This is a genomic window from Methylobacterium guangdongense (assembly GCF_038442355.1).
GTDB lineage: Bacteria > Pseudomonadota > Alphaproteobacteria > Rhizobiales > Beijerinckiaceae > Methylobacterium > Methylobacterium guangdongense.
In genome coordinates this window covers 120,261-135,231 of the sequence record NZ_JBBXMX010000001.1, presented here as the reverse complement: position 1 = coordinate 135,231, position 14,971 = coordinate 120,261, and the positions used below count along the sequence as shown (strand labels likewise).

Genomic DNA, 14,971 nt, shown 5'->3' with positions numbered 1-14,971 from the left:
CGGCCCGGCGTCTCGTCCGGGAGCGGCCTCGTCGGCGATCGTGGCCCGGTGCAGTTGCACGTCGTGCAACCGTGCGCCGCGTGTCCGCGGCTGGTCAGGCAGGTCAGGGCTGCCATCTTGGGCATGTTGCGTCGCACCATCATGCGACCTTCGTGCGCTGGAGAGACTGGCCGTGCTGCCTTTGCCGATCCTTGCCCTCGCGGTCGCGTCCTTCGGGATCGGCACCACGGAATTCGTGATCATGGGCCTGCTGCCCGAAGTGGCACAGAGCTTCGGCGTCACCATTCCGCAGGCCGGCTATCTCGTCTCGGGCTATGCCATGGGGGTGGTGATCGGCGCGCCGCTGGTGGCGATCGCGACGGCCCGCCTTCCGCGCAAGACGGCGCTGCTCGCCCTGATGGCGGTCTTTATCGTCGGCAATCTCGGCTGCGCGCTGGCGCCCAGCTACGGGCTGCTGATGGCGGCCCGGATCGTCACGGCCTTCGCGCACGGGGCCTTCTTCGGCATCGGCGCCGTGGTGGCGCGCGATCTCGTGCCCCGCGAGCGGCGCACGCAGGCCGTTGCGCTGATGTTCACCGGCCTCACCCTCGCCAATGTCCTCGGGGTCCCGCTCGGCACGGCGCTCGGGCAGGAAGCGGGCTGGCGCTCGACCTTCTGGGCCGTGGTGGCGATCGGCCTCGCAGCCGCCTGCGCCATCCAGGTTTGCGTGCCCGCCGGGCTGCCCGGCACCCGCGGACGCCTGGTCAGCGAGTTCCGGGCCCTCGGCCGCTGGCCCGTGCTGCGGCCGATGCTGATCTCGATCCTCTCGTCGGTCAGCTTCTTCACGGTGTTCACCTACATCACGCCGTTCCTGACCACGATCAGCGGGTTCACGCCGCAGGGGGTGACGGGTGTGCTGTTCGCCGCCGGGGTGGGGCTCACCCTCGGCAACCTCGCGGGCGGGCATTTCGCCGACCGGGGCCAGATGGCGACGATCATCTGCAGCATCCTGGGCATCGTGGCGGTGCTGTTGATCCTGGCGATGGTGGCCTATCATCCGATCGCGACCGTCGCGGCGCTGGTCCTGTGGTCGGGGCTGGCCTTCGCGCTGGTCTCACCGCTCCAGATCTGGGTGGTCGAGGCGGCGAGCGACGCGCCGAATCTTGCCTCGACGCTGAATCAGGGTGCCTTCAACCTCGGCAACGCCACCGGCGCGTGGATCGGTGGCACGGCCCTGACACTGGGGGCCGGCTACGGCGAGTTGTCCGTGATGGCGGCCGTCGTGTCGCTGATCGGTCTCGGGCTCACCCTGACGGCGGTGAGCCGCTCGGCGCGGGCCTTCGGGCGCTCCCACCCGTCGCCCTCGGCCTGACGGGTTGCGGGGCGAAGGCCCCATCGCCCGGTCTGCGTCTCAATCGGCGCGCGCGAGATCGCCGAGCAGGCTGGCCGCCACCGTCGCCTTGGAGACCGTGAGGCCGGAGGCGCGAATCGCGTCGACCGCGTCGCGGATCCGCGTGAGCGACGCACCCCTGGCCTTCGCCCAGGCCTCGACCGCGTCCGGACCCGCACCCAGATCGGCCACGACCTCGGCGGTCAGCTTGCGATGGGCGCTGGCGATGCCCGCCACGGCGCGCTCCAGGGCGACGCGGTCGAACGTGTCGGCCACCGGGACATCCCGCGCGGCAGCCGCGAGATCGTCGAGGCGGAAGGCGTGCTCCAGGGCGAAATGCGTCGCCGCGACCTCCTCCACCGGCCGGCCGCTCAGTTCCGCGACGCGCACGATGTCGGGCGCCGAGACCAGGGCGGTGAGGGAGGCCAGCCGCCGGGCCTGGGCCGGCGCCATGCCGAGGCCGCCGAGTTCCGAGGCGCGCCCCTCGATCGCCGCCAGCGCGGTCGCGTCGAGGGCCTTCGGCAGCGCCGCCTCGACCGCCGCGATGCCGTCCCGGTAGCGCGCGACCACCGGGGCGAGCCCGCCGGTGAGATCGAGGTTGCGGATGAACCAGACGATCCGGTTCATCAGCAGTTCCTGCACCTCGGCATAGAGGCCGAGCTGGCCCTCGCCGGAGATCCGGCCCGCCAAGCCGTCGATGGCGCCGTTCAGCTCCATCAGGCCGAACGCGTCGCGGGTGACCGCGTAGGCCTTGGCGATCATGGCGGCGTCCGCGCCGGTCCCATCGACGAGGCGCGTCACCAGGGATGGGCCGCCCCGGTTGACGATGATGTTGGCGAGCGCGGTCGCGATGATCTCGCGGCGCAGCCGATGGCCCTTCACGGCGTCCGGGAACTGCTCGCGCAGGGCCTTCGGGAAGTAGCGCTGCAACTCCCGCTCGAAATACGGGTCGTTCGGCACGGCGCTGTCGAGGATCGCGTCGTGCAGGGAGAGCTTCGCGTAGGCCAGCAGCACCGCGTATTCCGGCCGGGTCAGCCCCTCGTTGCGGCGCAGGCGCTCGTTCAGCGCGGCGTCGTCGGGCAGGAACTCCACCGCCCGGTCGAGGCGGCCTTCGGCCTCCAGCGCCTGCATGGTCCGCATGGCGAAGCCGGTCTCGCCGAGACCACCCCGCTGGGCGAGCGAAAGGGCGAGCGTCTGCAGTTCATTGTTGCGCAGGACGAGGTGGCCGACCTCCTCGGTCATGGCAGCCAGCAGCGTGTTGCGGGCCTCATCGCTGAGGCGCCCGTCGCGCTCGGGCGTCATCAGGGCGATCTTGATGTTGACCTCGACGTCCGAGGTGTTGACGCCGGCCGAGTTGTCGATCGCGTCGGTGTTGAGCCGGACGCCGGCCCGCGCCGCCTCGATGCGCCCGCGCTGGGTCAGGCCGAGATTGGCGCCCTCGCCGATCACCTTCACCCGCAGCTCCGGCCCGGTGATGCGCACGGCGTCGTTCGCCCGGTCGCCGGCATCGTCGTCGGTCTCGGTGGTGGCGCGGACATAGGTGCCGATGCCGCCGAACCAGAGCAGATCGGCCGGCGCCTTCAGGATCGCCTGCATCAGCTCGGTCGGCGTGGCCTCGGCCCGGTCGAAGCCCAGGGCCGCGCGGATCTCACCGGAGAGCGGGATGGTCTTCAGGCTGCGCGGGAACACGCCGCCGCCCTGCGAGATCAGGCCCTTGTCGTAATCCGCCCAGGAGGAGCGGCCGAGATCGAACAGCCGCCGCCGCTCGACGAAGCTCCGCGCCGCATCCGGGTTCGGATCGAGGAAGATGTCCCGGTGGTCGAAGGCCGCGATCAGCCGGATGCTCTGCGAGAGCAGCATGCCGTTGCCGAACACGTCCCCCGACATGTCGCCGACGCCGACCGTGGTGATCGGATCGGCCTGCACGTCGACGTCGATCTCGCGGAAGTGGCGGCGCACGGCCTCCCAGGCGCCGCGGGCCGTGATGCCCATGCCCTTGTGGTCGTAGCCCTGGCTGCCGCCGGACGCGAAGGCGTCGCCCAGCCAGTGCCCCTTCTCCAGCGAGAGGGCGTTGGCGATGTCCGAGAAAGTCGCGGTGCCCTTGTCGGCGGCGACCACGAGATAGGCGTCGTCCGGGTCGTGCCGCACCGTGTCGGGCGGGGGCACGATGGCGTTGTCGACGATGTTGTCGGTGAGTTCGAGAAGCGTGCGGATGAAGATCCGGTAGCTCTCGGTGCCCTCCTGCATCCAGGCGGCGCGGTCCGCGGGCGGGGGCAGGCGCTTCGGGAAGAAGCCGCCCTTGGCGCCCACCGGCACGATCACGGCGTTCTTCACCTGCTGGGCCTTCACGAGGCCCAGGATTTCGGTGCGGAAATCCTCCGGCCGGTCGGACCAGCGCAATCCGCCGCGGGCGACGTAGCCGAAGCGCAGATGCACCCCCTCGACCCGGGGCGAATAGACGAAGATCTCGAACAGCGGCCGCGGCGGCGGCATGCCCGCCACCTTCGCGCAGGCGAACTTGAAGCTGATCGTCTCGCGCGGCTTCCCGTCAGCGCCTTTCTGGAAGAAGTTGGTCCGCAACGCCGCCTCGACGAGGTTCACGAAGCGGCGCAGGATCCGGTCGTCGTCGAGGCTCGTGACGTCCGCGAGCGCATCCTCGATGCCGGCGCGCACCTCCGCGGAGCGAGCGACGCGATCTTCGTTGCCGGCCGGGTCGAATCGGATCCGGAACAGGGTCACGAGCGCCCGGGCGATGCCGGGGTGCCGGCTCAGGGTTCCGGCGAGGTAATCCTGGCCGTAGCGGATGCGCAGCTGACGCAGGTAGCGCCCGAAGGCGCGCAGGAGCGCGGCTTCGCGCCAATCGAGACCGGCTTCGAGGATCAGCCGGTTATAGCCGTCGGATTCGGCCAAGCCCTCCGCGATGGCGAGCAGGGCGGCTTCCAGGGGCTGTTCCAGATCGGCCAGCTCGATCGCAGCGCCGCTGGCGCGTTCGAGCAGCATGTCGTGCAACCAGACCCGGTCGGCCTCGGCGGCGCCCGACGGCTCGATCCGGTAGGTGCGCTCGTTGATGACGCGGAAACCGAAATTCTCCAGGGCCGGCACGCGGTCCGAGAGGGCGATGGCGGTTCCGCGCGAGAACACCTTGAGGCGGACCTGTGCGGCCGCATCCGTGCTGCGCCGACCGAGATGTACGGCCCGCGGCTGCGCCGCGCTCAGATTCTCCAGAATCGCCACGTCATCGACGGCGACCTCCGGCTGGAAGTTGTCCCGGTAGGCGGCCGAGAACGCCTCCGCGTAGCGGGCCGCGAGCTGCCGCGCCCGGTCGCCGCCCTGGCGTGCCGCGAGGGCAGCCCGCAGGGCATCGCCCCAGGTGCGGATCAGGGCACCGATGCCGGCTTCGAGGCTCGCCGGGTCGATCTCCGGCGCGCCCTCGTCGGGCAGGCCGACGATGTAGTGCGTCCGGGCGAGGGGACCCTCCGGGAAGTCCGGATAGGCCGCGCTCAGCCGTCCGCCATAGGCCTCGGCGAGATAGGCGCCGATCCGGGCCCGCACGGTCGAATCGTAGCGATCCTTCGGGACATAGACGAGGAGCGAGACGAAGCGGCCGAACCTATCCGGCCGCGACAGCACGCGGATCCGCGGCCGGTCGGCCAAATTGGCGATGGCCAATGTGAACCGGTAGAGACGCTCGCCGTCGATCTGGAACAGCTCGTCGCGGGGATAGCTTTCCAGCACCGCCAGGAGGCTGCGGCCGGCATGGCTGGTCGGATCGAGCCCGGCGCGGGCGACGACGGCTTCGACCTTGCGGCGCAGGACCGGCACCTCGCGGGCGGGGCTGGCATAGGCCGAGGCCGTGAACAGGCCGACGATACGCACTTCACCGGAGAGCTTGCCCGCCCCCGAGAACAGCTTGACGCCGACATAGTCGAGATAGGCGGCGCGGAGGACGCGGGCTTTCACGCTCGCCTTGGTGATGATGAGCGGCTGCGGCTCTTCCAGGAAGGCGAGGATCTCCGGCGTGTAGTCCACCGGCGTCCGGCCCCGGCGCAGGGGGGTGGCCCCGGGATCGCGCAGGACGCCGAGGCTCGATCCTTCGATAAGGGGATGAGACTCGCCGTCGATTCCGTGCTCCTGCATGCCGAGCAGGAGGAACTGGCCGTCGATCAGCCATTCGAGGAAGGCGCGCGCCTCCGCGGTCTCGCCCTCCGGCATCGGGGTGGGCGAACGGCCGAGCTGCCCGGCGAGGTCGGTCAGGCGCGCCAGCATGGCGTCGTGGTCGTCGCTCGCCAGGGCGACGTCGCGATAGACCGCCGCCAGGGCCTCCAGCAGCCGGGTCCCGGCCTCCGCGTCCAAACGGTCGAGATGGAGGTGAATGAAGCTCTCGCGGGCGAGGCTGCCATGGGCATCCGCGGTGGTCTCGCCGACCACGCGAATCAGGGCGCCGCCGGCATCCCGCTCGACGCCCAGGATCGGGTGCGCGACGAGATCGGGCGACAGGCCCCGCTCGGTGAGTTCGGCCAGGGTCGAATCGAGCAGGAACGCGCGGTTGTCGTTGACGACCTCCAGGATCGTCACCTCGCGGCGGCGACCGTCCCGGACGAGCTCGGCATCGCTCAGTCGCATCCGGGCAGGGTCGCCCGGCCGGCGTGGATCCGCCAGGAACGCCCGGGCTTTGGCGGCGAGGTCGGCCAGGGCGTCGGCGGGGTAGGGGGCCAGATCCTCCGGGGTGACCCGCCCGAACAGGTCGCGCACGAAGCCGCCGGGGCCGCCCTGCTGTCCGACGATCTCGGCGGCCGCCTCGATCAGTCCCGTGCGGGCGGTCTTCTGCTCGGAGGACGATAAAGCCGTCGCGGTCTCGAGTGTCATCGCGCGCTCCTCCCGAACCGGGTCATCCCCAAGCGATAGCAGCGTGATCTGCCATGTCGATGACACGCCCCCCGGGTTTGCCGGCCCAGGCGTATCGATCCGCGCGAACCGTCAGGTTCCGCTTGCCGGCTGCGGCATAGGTGCATATACACCTATCCGATGAGCGACGGCCCGACCGAGCCCTGTACCTGTTCCGCCCTGCGCCGCGCGACGCGGGCGCTGACCGCGTCCTACGACGCGGCGCTGAAGCCGGTCGGCCTGCGGGTGACGCAGTTCGCGCTCCTGCGATACCTCGATCGCCTCGGCCCGATCCCGGTCTCCCGACTCGCCGCCGAAGCGGCGCTGGAGCGGACCACGATGGGCCGGAACCTTGACCCGCTCAAGCGGCGCGGCCTCGTGGCGATCACGCCCGGTGTGGAGGATCCGCGGGCGCGTATCGTGACGCTGACCGATGCCGGCCGCGACGCCATCGTGGCGGCCACGCCCTATTGGCGGGAGGCGCAGGCCCGCATCAACGCCCGGGTCGATCCCGCGACGGTCTCCGCCGTGGCGGAGGCCTTGATCTCCGCCGCCTGACCGACCCGTTTCCGCCCCCGGAGCCCGCTCATGTCAGCCCCCACCGCGAACAATCCCGCGCCCCGCCTGCACTATGCCTGGATCGTCGCGGCGGTGACCTTCCTGGTCCTGCTGGTCGGCGCGGGGGTGCGCGCCACGCCGAGCGTGCTGATCGTCCCCTGGGAGCGCGAGTTCGGCTGGACCGCCGCGATGATCGGGGTCGGGATCGCGCTCAACATCTTCCTGTACGGGATGATCGGACCCTTCGCGGTGGCGATCATCGAGCGGTTCGGCCTGCGGCGGTCCGTCTGCACGGCGCTCGTGATCCTCGCGATCGGCACGGCCGCGACCAGCCTGATGACCGCGCCGTGGCAGATGGTGCTGCTCTGGGGCATCGTGGTCGGCTCGGGCTCCGGCATGGTCGCCAACGTGCTCGGCGCCACGGTGGCCGGGCGCTGGTTCGCCAAGCGGCGCGGGCTGGTGCTCGGAATGCTGACCGCAAGCAGCGCCACCGGACAGCTCGTCTTCCTGCCGATGCTGGCGTCCCTCGCGGTGGGGCAGGGCTGGCGCTCGGTCTCGCTGGTGGTCGCGGCCGCGACCCTGGCGCTGATTCCGCTCGTCGCCCTGCTGCTGCGCGACCGGCCGGCCGATCTGGGCCTGCCCCGCTACGGCGAGACGGCGGTGACGCCGAATCCGGTCCTGACCGAGAACCCGGCCGCCCGGGCGCTCCGCGGCCTGCGGACGGGGCTCCGCTCGAAGGATTTCTGGTTGCTCGCCGGCACCTTCTTCATCTGCGGCGCCTCGACCAACGGGCTGGTCGGCACCCACCTGATCCCCGCCTGCATCGACCACGGTATCGCCGAGGTGACGGCCGCCGGGCTGCTCGCGCTGATGGGGATCTGCGACCTGATCGGCACCACGGCCTCGGGCTGGCTCACCGATCGGTTCGATTCGCGCAAGCTCCTGATGTGGTACTACGGGCTGCGCGGCCTCTCGCTGATCTTCCTGCCCTATTCCTTCGATCTCAGCTTCTACGGCCTGTCGCTCTTCGCGGTGTTCTACGGGCTCGACTGGATCGCCACGGTGCCACCGACCGTCCAGCTCGCCGGTAAGTCCTTCGGCGAGGAGAATGCCGCGCTGATGTTCGGCTGGATCGCGGCCGCGCACCAGATCGGCGCGGCGTCGGCGGCCTGGCTCGCCGGCATGGTCCGGACCGACACCGGCACTTACTTCGGCGCCTTCGTCTCGGCGGGCCTGCTGTGCCTCGTGGCCGCCCTGATGGCGACCTTCGTGGGACGCAGGCCGCAGGAACCAGCCCTGCGCCCGCTGCCGGCCTGAATCGCGTCGGTCGGGCTCGGCTGCCATAAGCGTGCCGCGATGGGAGCGCCCTGAACGGGTCCTCCCATCGCAGCCCGAGAGCCCGTTTTGACCGTCGCAGTCCGGCCCCCGCCGGCCCCGGAGACCCGCGCCCCGCGTCCCTGGACCGGTCCGGGCTTCGCCGAGTTCGTCGCCATCATCGCGCTGATGATGGCGGTGACGGCGATCTCGATCGACAACCTGCTGCCGGCCTTTCCGGCGATCGAGGCGCGCTTCGCCGTCGCCGATCCGAACCGGCTGCAACTCCTCGTCTACGTCTATATGATCGGCTTCGGCTTCGCGCAGATCGTGTACGGGCCGGTCTCGGATACGATCGGGCGCCGGCCGGTGCTGCTGGGGAGCCTCGCAATCTACGTGGTCGGCTGCGGCCTCGCCATGGTGGCGCCGAGCTTCTCCTGGCTGCTCGCCGCCCGGATCATCCAGGGCATCGGCGCGGCCGGCGGACGGGTGCTTTCGGTGGCGATCGTGCGCGACCGCTTCTCCGGCCGCGAGATGGCGAGCGTGATGTCGCTCACCATGATGGTCTTCCTGATTGTCCCGATGATCGCGCCGGCGATCGGCGGCATGATGCTGGCGCTCGGATCCTGGATCTACGTCTTCGTCTCGATGCTCGTCCTGGCCTTCTGGCTGACCGTCTGGTTCTCCTGGCGCATGCCGGAGACGCTGCATCCGGAATACCGCCGGCCGCTCTCGCCGGCCGCCACCTGGGCGGCGATCCGACTGACGCTGAAGACCCGCGTCGCCATCGGCTACACGACCGCGCTCGGCCTGCTGACCGGCTGCATCATGGGTTATGTCGGCTCGGCCCAGCAGATGTTCGACACCGGCCTGTACCATCTCGGCCCGCTCTTCCCCCTGGCGTTCGGATTGGTGGCGGGCGCGATGGGCACGGCGACGCTGATCAACGCCCGGCTTGTGCGGCGGCTCGGGATGCGGACGATGTCGCATGGCGGCGTGATCGCCTTCACGCTGGTGGGCGTCCTCCAGGTCGCCGTCGGGCTGGCGTATGGCGGGCACCCGCCGCTGGCCCTGTTCCTGGCGATCCTGGCGCTGAACCAGTTCCTGATCAGCTTCGCGATGCCGAACTTCAACGCGCTGGCGCTGGAGCCGCTCGGCGCGATCGCCGGCACGGCCTCGTCGTTCCTGGGCTTCTACACCACGATCCTCGGCGCGCTCTGCGGCTTCCTGATCGGCCAGTCCTTCGACGGGACGGTGCTGCCGGTGGGGATCGGATACGCCGTACTCGGCGGGCTGGCGCTTCTGGTCGTCGCCTGGACCGAGCGCGGGCGGCTGTTCCGGGGCGGCGTTGCCGGCTGAGCCGCAGGCTTAACCGGGTCTTCAGCGGCGGGGTCCAAGCTCCCGGGGTCTCCCCAGCGACCGGATTCCCGATGATCGACCGCGCCCAGAACGGAACGCTTCTCGCCGCGCGGCTGCTGCTCGCCGCCGCGCTCCTGCCCACGGGGATCGCGCGGGCGCTCAACGTCTCGGGCTTCGCGCTGACGCTCGCGGGCGGCGGCGTGCCGTTCCCGAACGCCGTGGCGACGGGCGCGGTGGTGGTGCAGGTGTTCGGGCCGCTGGCGCTGCTCCTCGGCGTGCTGCCGCGTCTCACCGGGCTGGCGCTCGCCGTCTTCGCGACGCTGACGGCCTTCGTGCTCCACGCGTTCTGGCACTATGTCGGCCCGGCGGCGGTCGCCGAGCGCACGCTGCTGCTGGCCGATCTCGGCCTCGCGGGCGGTTTCCTCATGTATGCCCTGGCGGGGCCCGGCGCGTGGAGCTGGCAGGGTTGGCGGGCCGGCTTGGCGGCAGAGGCGCCGAAAGCCAAGCCTGCCGGAAAGGCCGCCCCCAAGGCTTCGGCGGCGCGCGGCGGCGGTAAGCGATCTGCTGGCCGTGCACCCGCCCGCGCGGCGGCCTGATCGCCGCAACGCCCGTCAACCGTGCCGCGGTCGCATCTCCGTGGCGGCCGGCGGCGTCTGGGCGACGATCCGCCGCCCGGAGATCTCGGCCCCGGCATCCGGCGACAGGTTGCGGAAGGCCAGCACGGAGGCCGCCGAGATCACCGCCACCGCGAAGAAGGCCGGCCCGAAATCGCCCGCCGCGATCTGCGTCCGGCCATGCAGGCCGGCGGTCCCCTCGAGGGCCAGGGCACCCAGCGTTACGCCGAGGCTCAACGAGAGCTGCTGGCAGACGCTCGCGAAACTCGTCGCCGCGCTCATCTCGCGGGATTCGAGGTCGGCATACGCGATGGCGTTGACGCAGGTGAACTGGATCGAGCGCGAGCAGCCGCCGACGAAGAGCAGCGCCACCATGATCCAGTGGGAGGTCTCTGCCGTGTAGAAGCCGTTCACCGCCAGGAAGGCCGAGGCGAGCAGGGCGTTCCACGTCATCAGCGTCCGAAATCCCATGCGACGCAGGATCCGCGGCGCCAGGGTCTTCACGAACATCGCGCCAGCGGCCGCCGCGAAGGTGATCAGGCCGGAATGCAGGGCGTCGAGGCCGAACCCGACCTGCAGCATCAGCGGCAGCAGGAACGGGATCGCCCCGGTGCCGATCCGGAACAGGCTCCCGCCGAGCACCGCAACCCGGAAGGTCGGGCGCTCCATCAGGTCGAGCCGCACGATCGGGTGGGCCACCCGCCTGGCATGCGCCCAGTAGAGCGGCAGCAGGATCGCGCCGCCGGCCAGGCATCCCCAGGACACCACCGACGGCAGCAGATGGCGCCCCAGGGAGGCGAGGCCGAGCATCAGGGCGGCGAGGCCCGTCCCGAGCAGCAGGAAGCCCAGGATATCCAGCGGCGGTCGCTCCGGCTCGCGGACATCCTCGAAGTACAGCGTCGCCAGCACGATCCCGGCGCAGCCGATCGGCAGGTTGATGAAGAAGATCCAGCGCCAGTCGAACCACGTGGTGATCAGACCGCCCACCGGCGGCCCGAGCACCGGGCCCACCAGTGCGGGGAAGGTGAGGTAGGACAAAGCCGTGACGAGCTGCGATTTCGGCACGCTGCGCAGAACGACGAGCCGCCCGACCGGCACCATCATGGCCCCGCCCATGCCCTGCAGGAACCGCGCGGCGACGAACCATGCCAGCCCGTTCGCGGCCGCGCAGGCGAGCGAGCCCGCCATGAACACCACGAGCGCCGCCCGGAACACCGTACGCGCGCCGTAACGGTCGGCCATCCAGCCGCTGGCGGGAATGAAGATCGCGAGGCTGACCAGATAGGAGGTCAGGGCGAGCTTCAGCGCGATCGGATCCTCGTGGAGGCTCGCCGCGATGCTCGGCAACGCCGTGGCGATCACCGTCGAATCGGTGTTCTCCATGAACAGCGCTGTGGCGACCGTCAGGGGGACGATCCAGAACGGTCTTTGAGCGGCGGAGGACATCACGGGACAGACGCGCGTCGCGCCGTGCCGGTTGCACGGCGGAAGCGCCGAACTCGCATCCGCGTGTTTCGCGAATGTATCTATCTTGCAACAGAAGGTGCGCAGGTAGGCGTTGGCACCTTTTGCAAGCGAGACCCAATGGCTACGTTTGCTTCACGCGGCCGTGAGATCGGTCTGTGAAGAGGTTTCGTCCCTGGGACGGGCCGCGAGGAGTTCGATGCCGTCCAGCCCCAGCAAGGCCCGCTTCCTGCCGCGGATCGCCGCCGGCGTCGCCCTGTTCTCGATGGTGGCCGCCTGCGGCACCGTTCTGCTCAACGATCGCGGTTCGCTGACGCGCTACGACCGCCTGAAGGCGAGCGATCAGGTCGCCTCCGCATCCCGGATCTACGTGGACCGGCCCGCGCTGGCCCGGGCCCACACGGTACGCATCATCCCGACGGCGTTCCACGCCGACGTGGCGGGCGCCGGTCCGCTCACGCCCGTCGAGCGGCGTCTGATCGCCAACGCGGCCGACCGGGCGCTCTGCTACGATCTGTCTCTGAAGTACGACATCGTGTCGGGGCGCGACGCGGATCTCACCGTCCGGGCGCAGGTGACGCGGGTCGATCCGACGGATCTGCTCGGGGCGGGCGCGACCATCGCGGGCTCGGCCGGCGTCACGGTCGCGTCGCAGTTCGGGCTGAGCGCGGCCGAGGGGATCGGGCGCATCCCGATCCCGCGCATCCCGATCGGGCTCGGCAGCCTCACCGTGGAGGCCGAGGCGCTGGATCGCCGCCGCGAGCAGCGCGCCGCCATGGTGTGGGGCGGGGCGGCCAATTCCTTCACCAGCCAGCCGCGCTTCTCCCGCGCCAGCGACGCCTACGACCTCGCGGGCGAGTTCGGGCAGGATTTCGGCTACATGCTGGCCACCGGCGACGACCCGTTCACGGCGCCCAACACGCTGCCGACCTGGGATCGCATCCGCATCACGACCCTCGGAGAGGCCCCCCTCGACCCGGATTGCGAGGCGTTCGGCCGGGCACCGGGGATCGACGGCATCCTCGGCGATTATATCGGCCTGCCGCCCGAATACACCGACAAGGGACCGGGCGCCCCCGCGGTGCACTGAGCCGCCGATCGGAAAAAACCCGTGAGCCATGCGTGTTTTCGCGTTGCGCCGCGGCATGCGCGCATTGGCGCCATCGTGGGCACCGTGATACTGGCACTTGCCAACCCGATCCCGCTGCGCGCCCCCAAAACGCGCCGCCGTCCGAGGAAAGTTGGCACATGGCCCGAGTAGAAACCGCATCGATCATCGAGGGCCTGACCTTCGACGACGTGCTCCTGCGGCCAGCCGCCTCCTCGGTGATGCCGACCGAGGTGAGCGTCGCCTCCCGGCTGACCCGCACCATTCCGCTGAACCTGCCGATCCTCGCCTCCGCGATGGACACGGTGACCGAGGCGCCGATGGCCATCGCCATGGCGGCCAATGGCGGCATGGGCGTCATTCACCGCAATCTCGAGCCGCCGGAGCAGGCCGAGCAGGTCCGCCTCGTCAAGAAGTACGAGTCCGGCATGGTGATGAACCCGATCACCATCCACCCGGACGAGACCCTGGCCGATGCCTTCGAGGTGATGAAGCGGAACCGGATCTCCGGCATCCCGGTGGTCGAGCGCGGGCCGAACGGCTCGCGGGGCAAGCTCGTCGGCATCCTGACCAACCGGGACGTGCGGTTCGCCACCAATTCCGCCCAGCCGGTCGCCGAGCTGATGACCCGGGACCGCCTGATCACGGTCCGCGAGGGCGTGACGCAGGACGAGGCCAAGCGGCTGCTGCACCAGTTCCGGATCGAGAAGCTTCTGGTCGTCGACGACCATTACCGCTGCATCGGCCTGATCACCGTCAAGGACATCGAGAAGCGCGTCACCTACCCCTTCGCCGTGAAGGACGAGCAGGGCCGCCTGCGGGTCGCGGCCGCCACCACCACGGGCGACAGCGGCTTCGAGCGGGCCGAGCGCCTCATCGATGCCGGCTGCGACGTGATCGTGGTCGACACCGCGCATGGCCACTCGATCAAGGTGCTCGATGCCGTCGCCCGGGTGAAGCAGCTCTCGAACGCCGTGCAGGTGGTGGCCGGCAACGTCGCCACCCGCGAGGGCGCTCAGGCGCTGATCGATGCTGGCGCGGACGCCATCAAGGTCGGTATCGGCCCGGGCTCGATCTGCACGACCCGCATCGTGGCGGGCGTCGGCGTGCCGCAGCTCACCGCGCTGATGGAGGCGGTCGAGGCCGCCGCCGATGCCGATATCCCGGTGATCGCCGATGGCGGCATCAAGTATTCCGGCGACCTCGCCAAGGCGATCGCAGCCGGTGCCTCGGTGGCGATGCTCGGCTCGCTGCTCGCCGGCACCGACGAGGCGCCGGGCGAGGTGTTCCTCTACCAAGGCCGCTCTTACAAGTCGTACCGGGGCATGGGCTCGGTGGGCGCGATGGCGCGCGGATCGGCGGACCGCTACTTCCAGGCCGAGGTCAGCGACACCCACAAGCTCGTGCCGGAGGGCATCGAGGGTCAGGTGCCCTACAAGGGCCCCGTGGGCAACGTCCTGCACCAGCTCGCCGGCGGCCTGCGCGCCGCCATGGGCTATGTCGGCGGGGCGACGATCCCGGATTTCCAGGAGCGCGCGCGCTTCATCCGCATCACCAATGCCGGCCTGCGCGAGAGCCACGTCCACGACGTGACGATCACGCGGGAGAGCCCGAACTATCCGTCGCGGACCTGAGCTTTGGGAGGCGGTGATGGTCGCACCTTGGCCTTTGAGTCGCCATGCAGCCGTCTTCGACGCACCGCGCGAGGACGCCGGCGCGCGGGCCGAGGCCAGCGCACGGCATCGGCGCGAGGATGAGGTTCGGGAGACGAACGATCTGTCGGGTATGGATGCCCTGTCGCTCGTACGGAGCATCCGGGCTCAGGCGCTGCAAAACCCGTCTCCCGATAGTACTGCGATGATCCGCGCCGATCGCGACGGACGATGATCGTCGTCGATGCCTGCGTGGCAGTGAAGTGGTTCCTCCCGGAACCGCTCAGCGACATCGCGGACCGAATTCTGCTGGAAGACGAGGTTCGGATCGCCCCGGAGCACATTCTGGTGGAGGTCGGAAACACGTTGCTGAAAGCCCATCGGGCCCATGCAATCACCCTGGATCACGCACGGGATGCGGTTGCGGCCTTGAGCAGGCTGATACAACTTCGCCCCGTCCGGGAAATCGCGGATGCTGCTCTGCAACGCGCCAACGCCGTCGGATGTACGAACTATGAGGCGCTCTACGTGGCGGCCAGCGAGCGTTGGGGTGCGGCCCTGGTCACCGCTGACGCCAAGCTGGCGCGGCAACTTCGCATGGCGGGCTGGAGCGGAGATCTCCGTCTCCTCGAGAGCTGAGCCGTCCGTG

General features: G+C 70.3%; 11 protein-coding genes. 9 read left to right on the top strand and 2 right to left on the bottom strand.

Annotated elements, in window-relative coordinates; translation table 11 throughout:
* The first annotated feature begins 172 nt into the window (after window positions 1-172).
* Complete coding sequence (locus AAHG09_RS00665; RefSeq protein ID WP_342104489.1) at window positions 173-1,351, top strand: MFS transporter; 1,179 nt, start codon at window positions 173-175, stop codon at window positions 1,349-1,351.
* A gap of 39 nt (window positions 1,352-1,390) precedes the next feature.
* Here the strand turns inward: AAHG09_RS00665 and AAHG09_RS00660 are convergent, their stop codons facing one another.
* Window positions 1,391-6,235, bottom strand: coding sequence for an NAD-glutamate dehydrogenase (locus AAHG09_RS00660; protein WP_342104487.1), 4,845 nt, complete (start codon window positions 6,233-6,235; stop codon window positions 1,391-1,393).
* A 159-nt stretch (window positions 6,236-6,394) separates the two neighbouring features.
* On the opposite strand from AAHG09_RS00660, the gene AAHG09_RS00655 reads away from it, so the two are divergent.
* From AAHG09_RS00655 to AAHG09_RS00640, 4 genes are all read left to right on the top strand, one after another.
* Window positions 6,395-6,811: a MarR family winged helix-turn-helix transcriptional regulator gene (locus AAHG09_RS00655; RefSeq protein WP_342104484.1), complete on the top strand. Its 417-nt coding sequence runs from the start codon at window positions 6,395-6,397 to the stop codon at window positions 6,809-6,811.
* A 30-nt stretch (window positions 6,812-6,841) separates the two neighbouring features.
* A complete protein-coding gene (locus AAHG09_RS00650) occupies window positions 6,842-8,128 on the top strand; it encodes an MFS transporter (protein WP_342104483.1) in 1,287 nt (428 codons plus the stop codon).
* A 189-nt stretch (window positions 8,129-8,317) separates the two neighbouring features.
* The gene (locus AAHG09_RS00645) at window positions 8,318-9,484 is read left to right on the top strand and encodes a multidrug effflux MFS transporter (RefSeq protein WP_342105441.1); all 1,167 of its coding nucleotides are present in this window, start codon (window positions 8,318-8,320) and stop codon (window positions 9,482-9,484) included.
* Window positions 9,485-9,555: 71 nt separating this feature from the next.
* Complete coding sequence (locus AAHG09_RS00640; RefSeq protein ID WP_342104481.1) at window positions 9,556-10,080, top strand: DoxX family protein; 525 nt, start codon at window positions 9,556-9,558, stop codon at window positions 10,078-10,080.
* Window positions 10,081-10,095: 15 nt separating this feature from the next.
* Here the strand turns inward: AAHG09_RS00640 and AAHG09_RS00635 are convergent, their stop codons facing one another.
* Complete coding sequence (locus AAHG09_RS00635) at window positions 10,096-11,544, bottom strand: MFS transporter (RefSeq protein ID WP_342105439.1); 1,449 nt, start codon at window positions 11,542-11,544, stop codon at window positions 10,096-10,098.
* Between the two features lie 217 nt (window positions 11,545-11,761).
* On the opposite strand from AAHG09_RS00635, the gene AAHG09_RS00630 reads away from it, so the two are divergent.
* The 4 genes from AAHG09_RS00630 to AAHG09_RS00615 all read left to right on the top strand — a co-directional run bounded on the left by AAHG09_RS00630 (window position 11,762) and on the right by AAHG09_RS00615 (window position 14,961).
* A complete protein-coding gene (locus AAHG09_RS00630; protein WP_342104479.1) occupies window positions 11,762-12,652 on the top strand; it encodes a DUF3313 domain-containing protein in 891 nt (296 codons plus the stop codon).
* 158 nt (window positions 12,653-12,810) lie between these two features.
* Window positions 12,811-14,304, top strand: a complete 1,494-nt coding sequence (guaB, locus tag AAHG09_RS00625) for an IMP dehydrogenase (RefSeq protein WP_244007699.1) — start codon at window positions 12,811-12,813, stop codon at window positions 14,302-14,304.
* A 16-nt stretch (window positions 14,305-14,320) separates the two neighbouring features.
* Window positions 14,321-14,557 (top strand): hypothetical protein, encoded by a 237-nt coding sequence (locus AAHG09_RS00620; protein ID WP_342104473.1) that lies wholly within the window; start codon window positions 14,321-14,323, stop codon window positions 14,555-14,557.
* On the top strand, window positions 14,554-14,961 hold the full coding sequence (locus AAHG09_RS00615; RefSeq protein WP_342104472.1) for a type II toxin-antitoxin system VapC family toxin: 408 nt from the start codon (window positions 14,554-14,556) through the stop codon (window positions 14,959-14,961). Before AAHG09_RS00620 ends, AAHG09_RS00615 begins: the two co-directional genes overlap by 4 nt.
* Window positions 14,962-14,971 lie beyond the last annotated feature (10 nt).

Excerpts from the sequence above, each read along its gene's own strand:
- AAHG09_RS00660 (WP_342104487.1), bottom strand. The coding sequence starts at position 6,235 with ATGACACTCGAGACCGCGACGGCTTTATCGTCCTCCGAGCAGAAGACC.
- AAHG09_RS00655 (WP_342104484.1), top strand. The coding sequence starts at position 6,395 with ATGAGCGACGGCCCGACCGAGCCCTGTACCTGTTCCGCCCTGCGCCGC.
- AAHG09_RS00650 (WP_342104483.1), top strand. The coding sequence starts at position 6,842 with ATGTCAGCCCCCACCGCGAACAATCCCGCGCCCCGCCTGCACTATGCC.
- AAHG09_RS00645 (WP_342105441.1), top strand. The coding sequence starts at position 8,318 with ATGGCGGTGACGGCGATCTCGATCGACAACCTGCTGCCGGCCTTTCCG.
- AAHG09_RS00640 (WP_342104481.1), top strand. The coding sequence starts at position 9,556 with ATGATCGACCGCGCCCAGAACGGAACGCTTCTCGCCGCGCGGCTGCTG.
- AAHG09_RS00635 (WP_342105439.1), bottom strand. The coding sequence starts at position 11,544 with ATGTCCTCCGCCGCTCAAAGACCGTTCTGGATCGTCCCCCTGACGGTC.
- AAHG09_RS00630 (WP_342104479.1), top strand. The coding sequence starts at position 11,762 with ATGCCGTCCAGCCCCAGCAAGGCCCGCTTCCTGCCGCGGATCGCCGCC.
- guaB (WP_244007699.1), top strand. The coding sequence starts at position 12,811 with ATGGCCCGAGTAGAAACCGCATCGATCATCGAGGGCCTGACCTTCGAC.
- AAHG09_RS00620 (WP_342104473.1), top strand. The coding sequence starts at position 14,321 with ATGGTCGCACCTTGGCCTTTGAGTCGCCATGCAGCCGTCTTCGACGCA.
- AAHG09_RS00615 (WP_342104472.1), top strand. The coding sequence starts at position 14,554 with ATGATCGTCGTCGATGCCTGCGTGGCAGTGAAGTGGTTCCTCCCGGAA.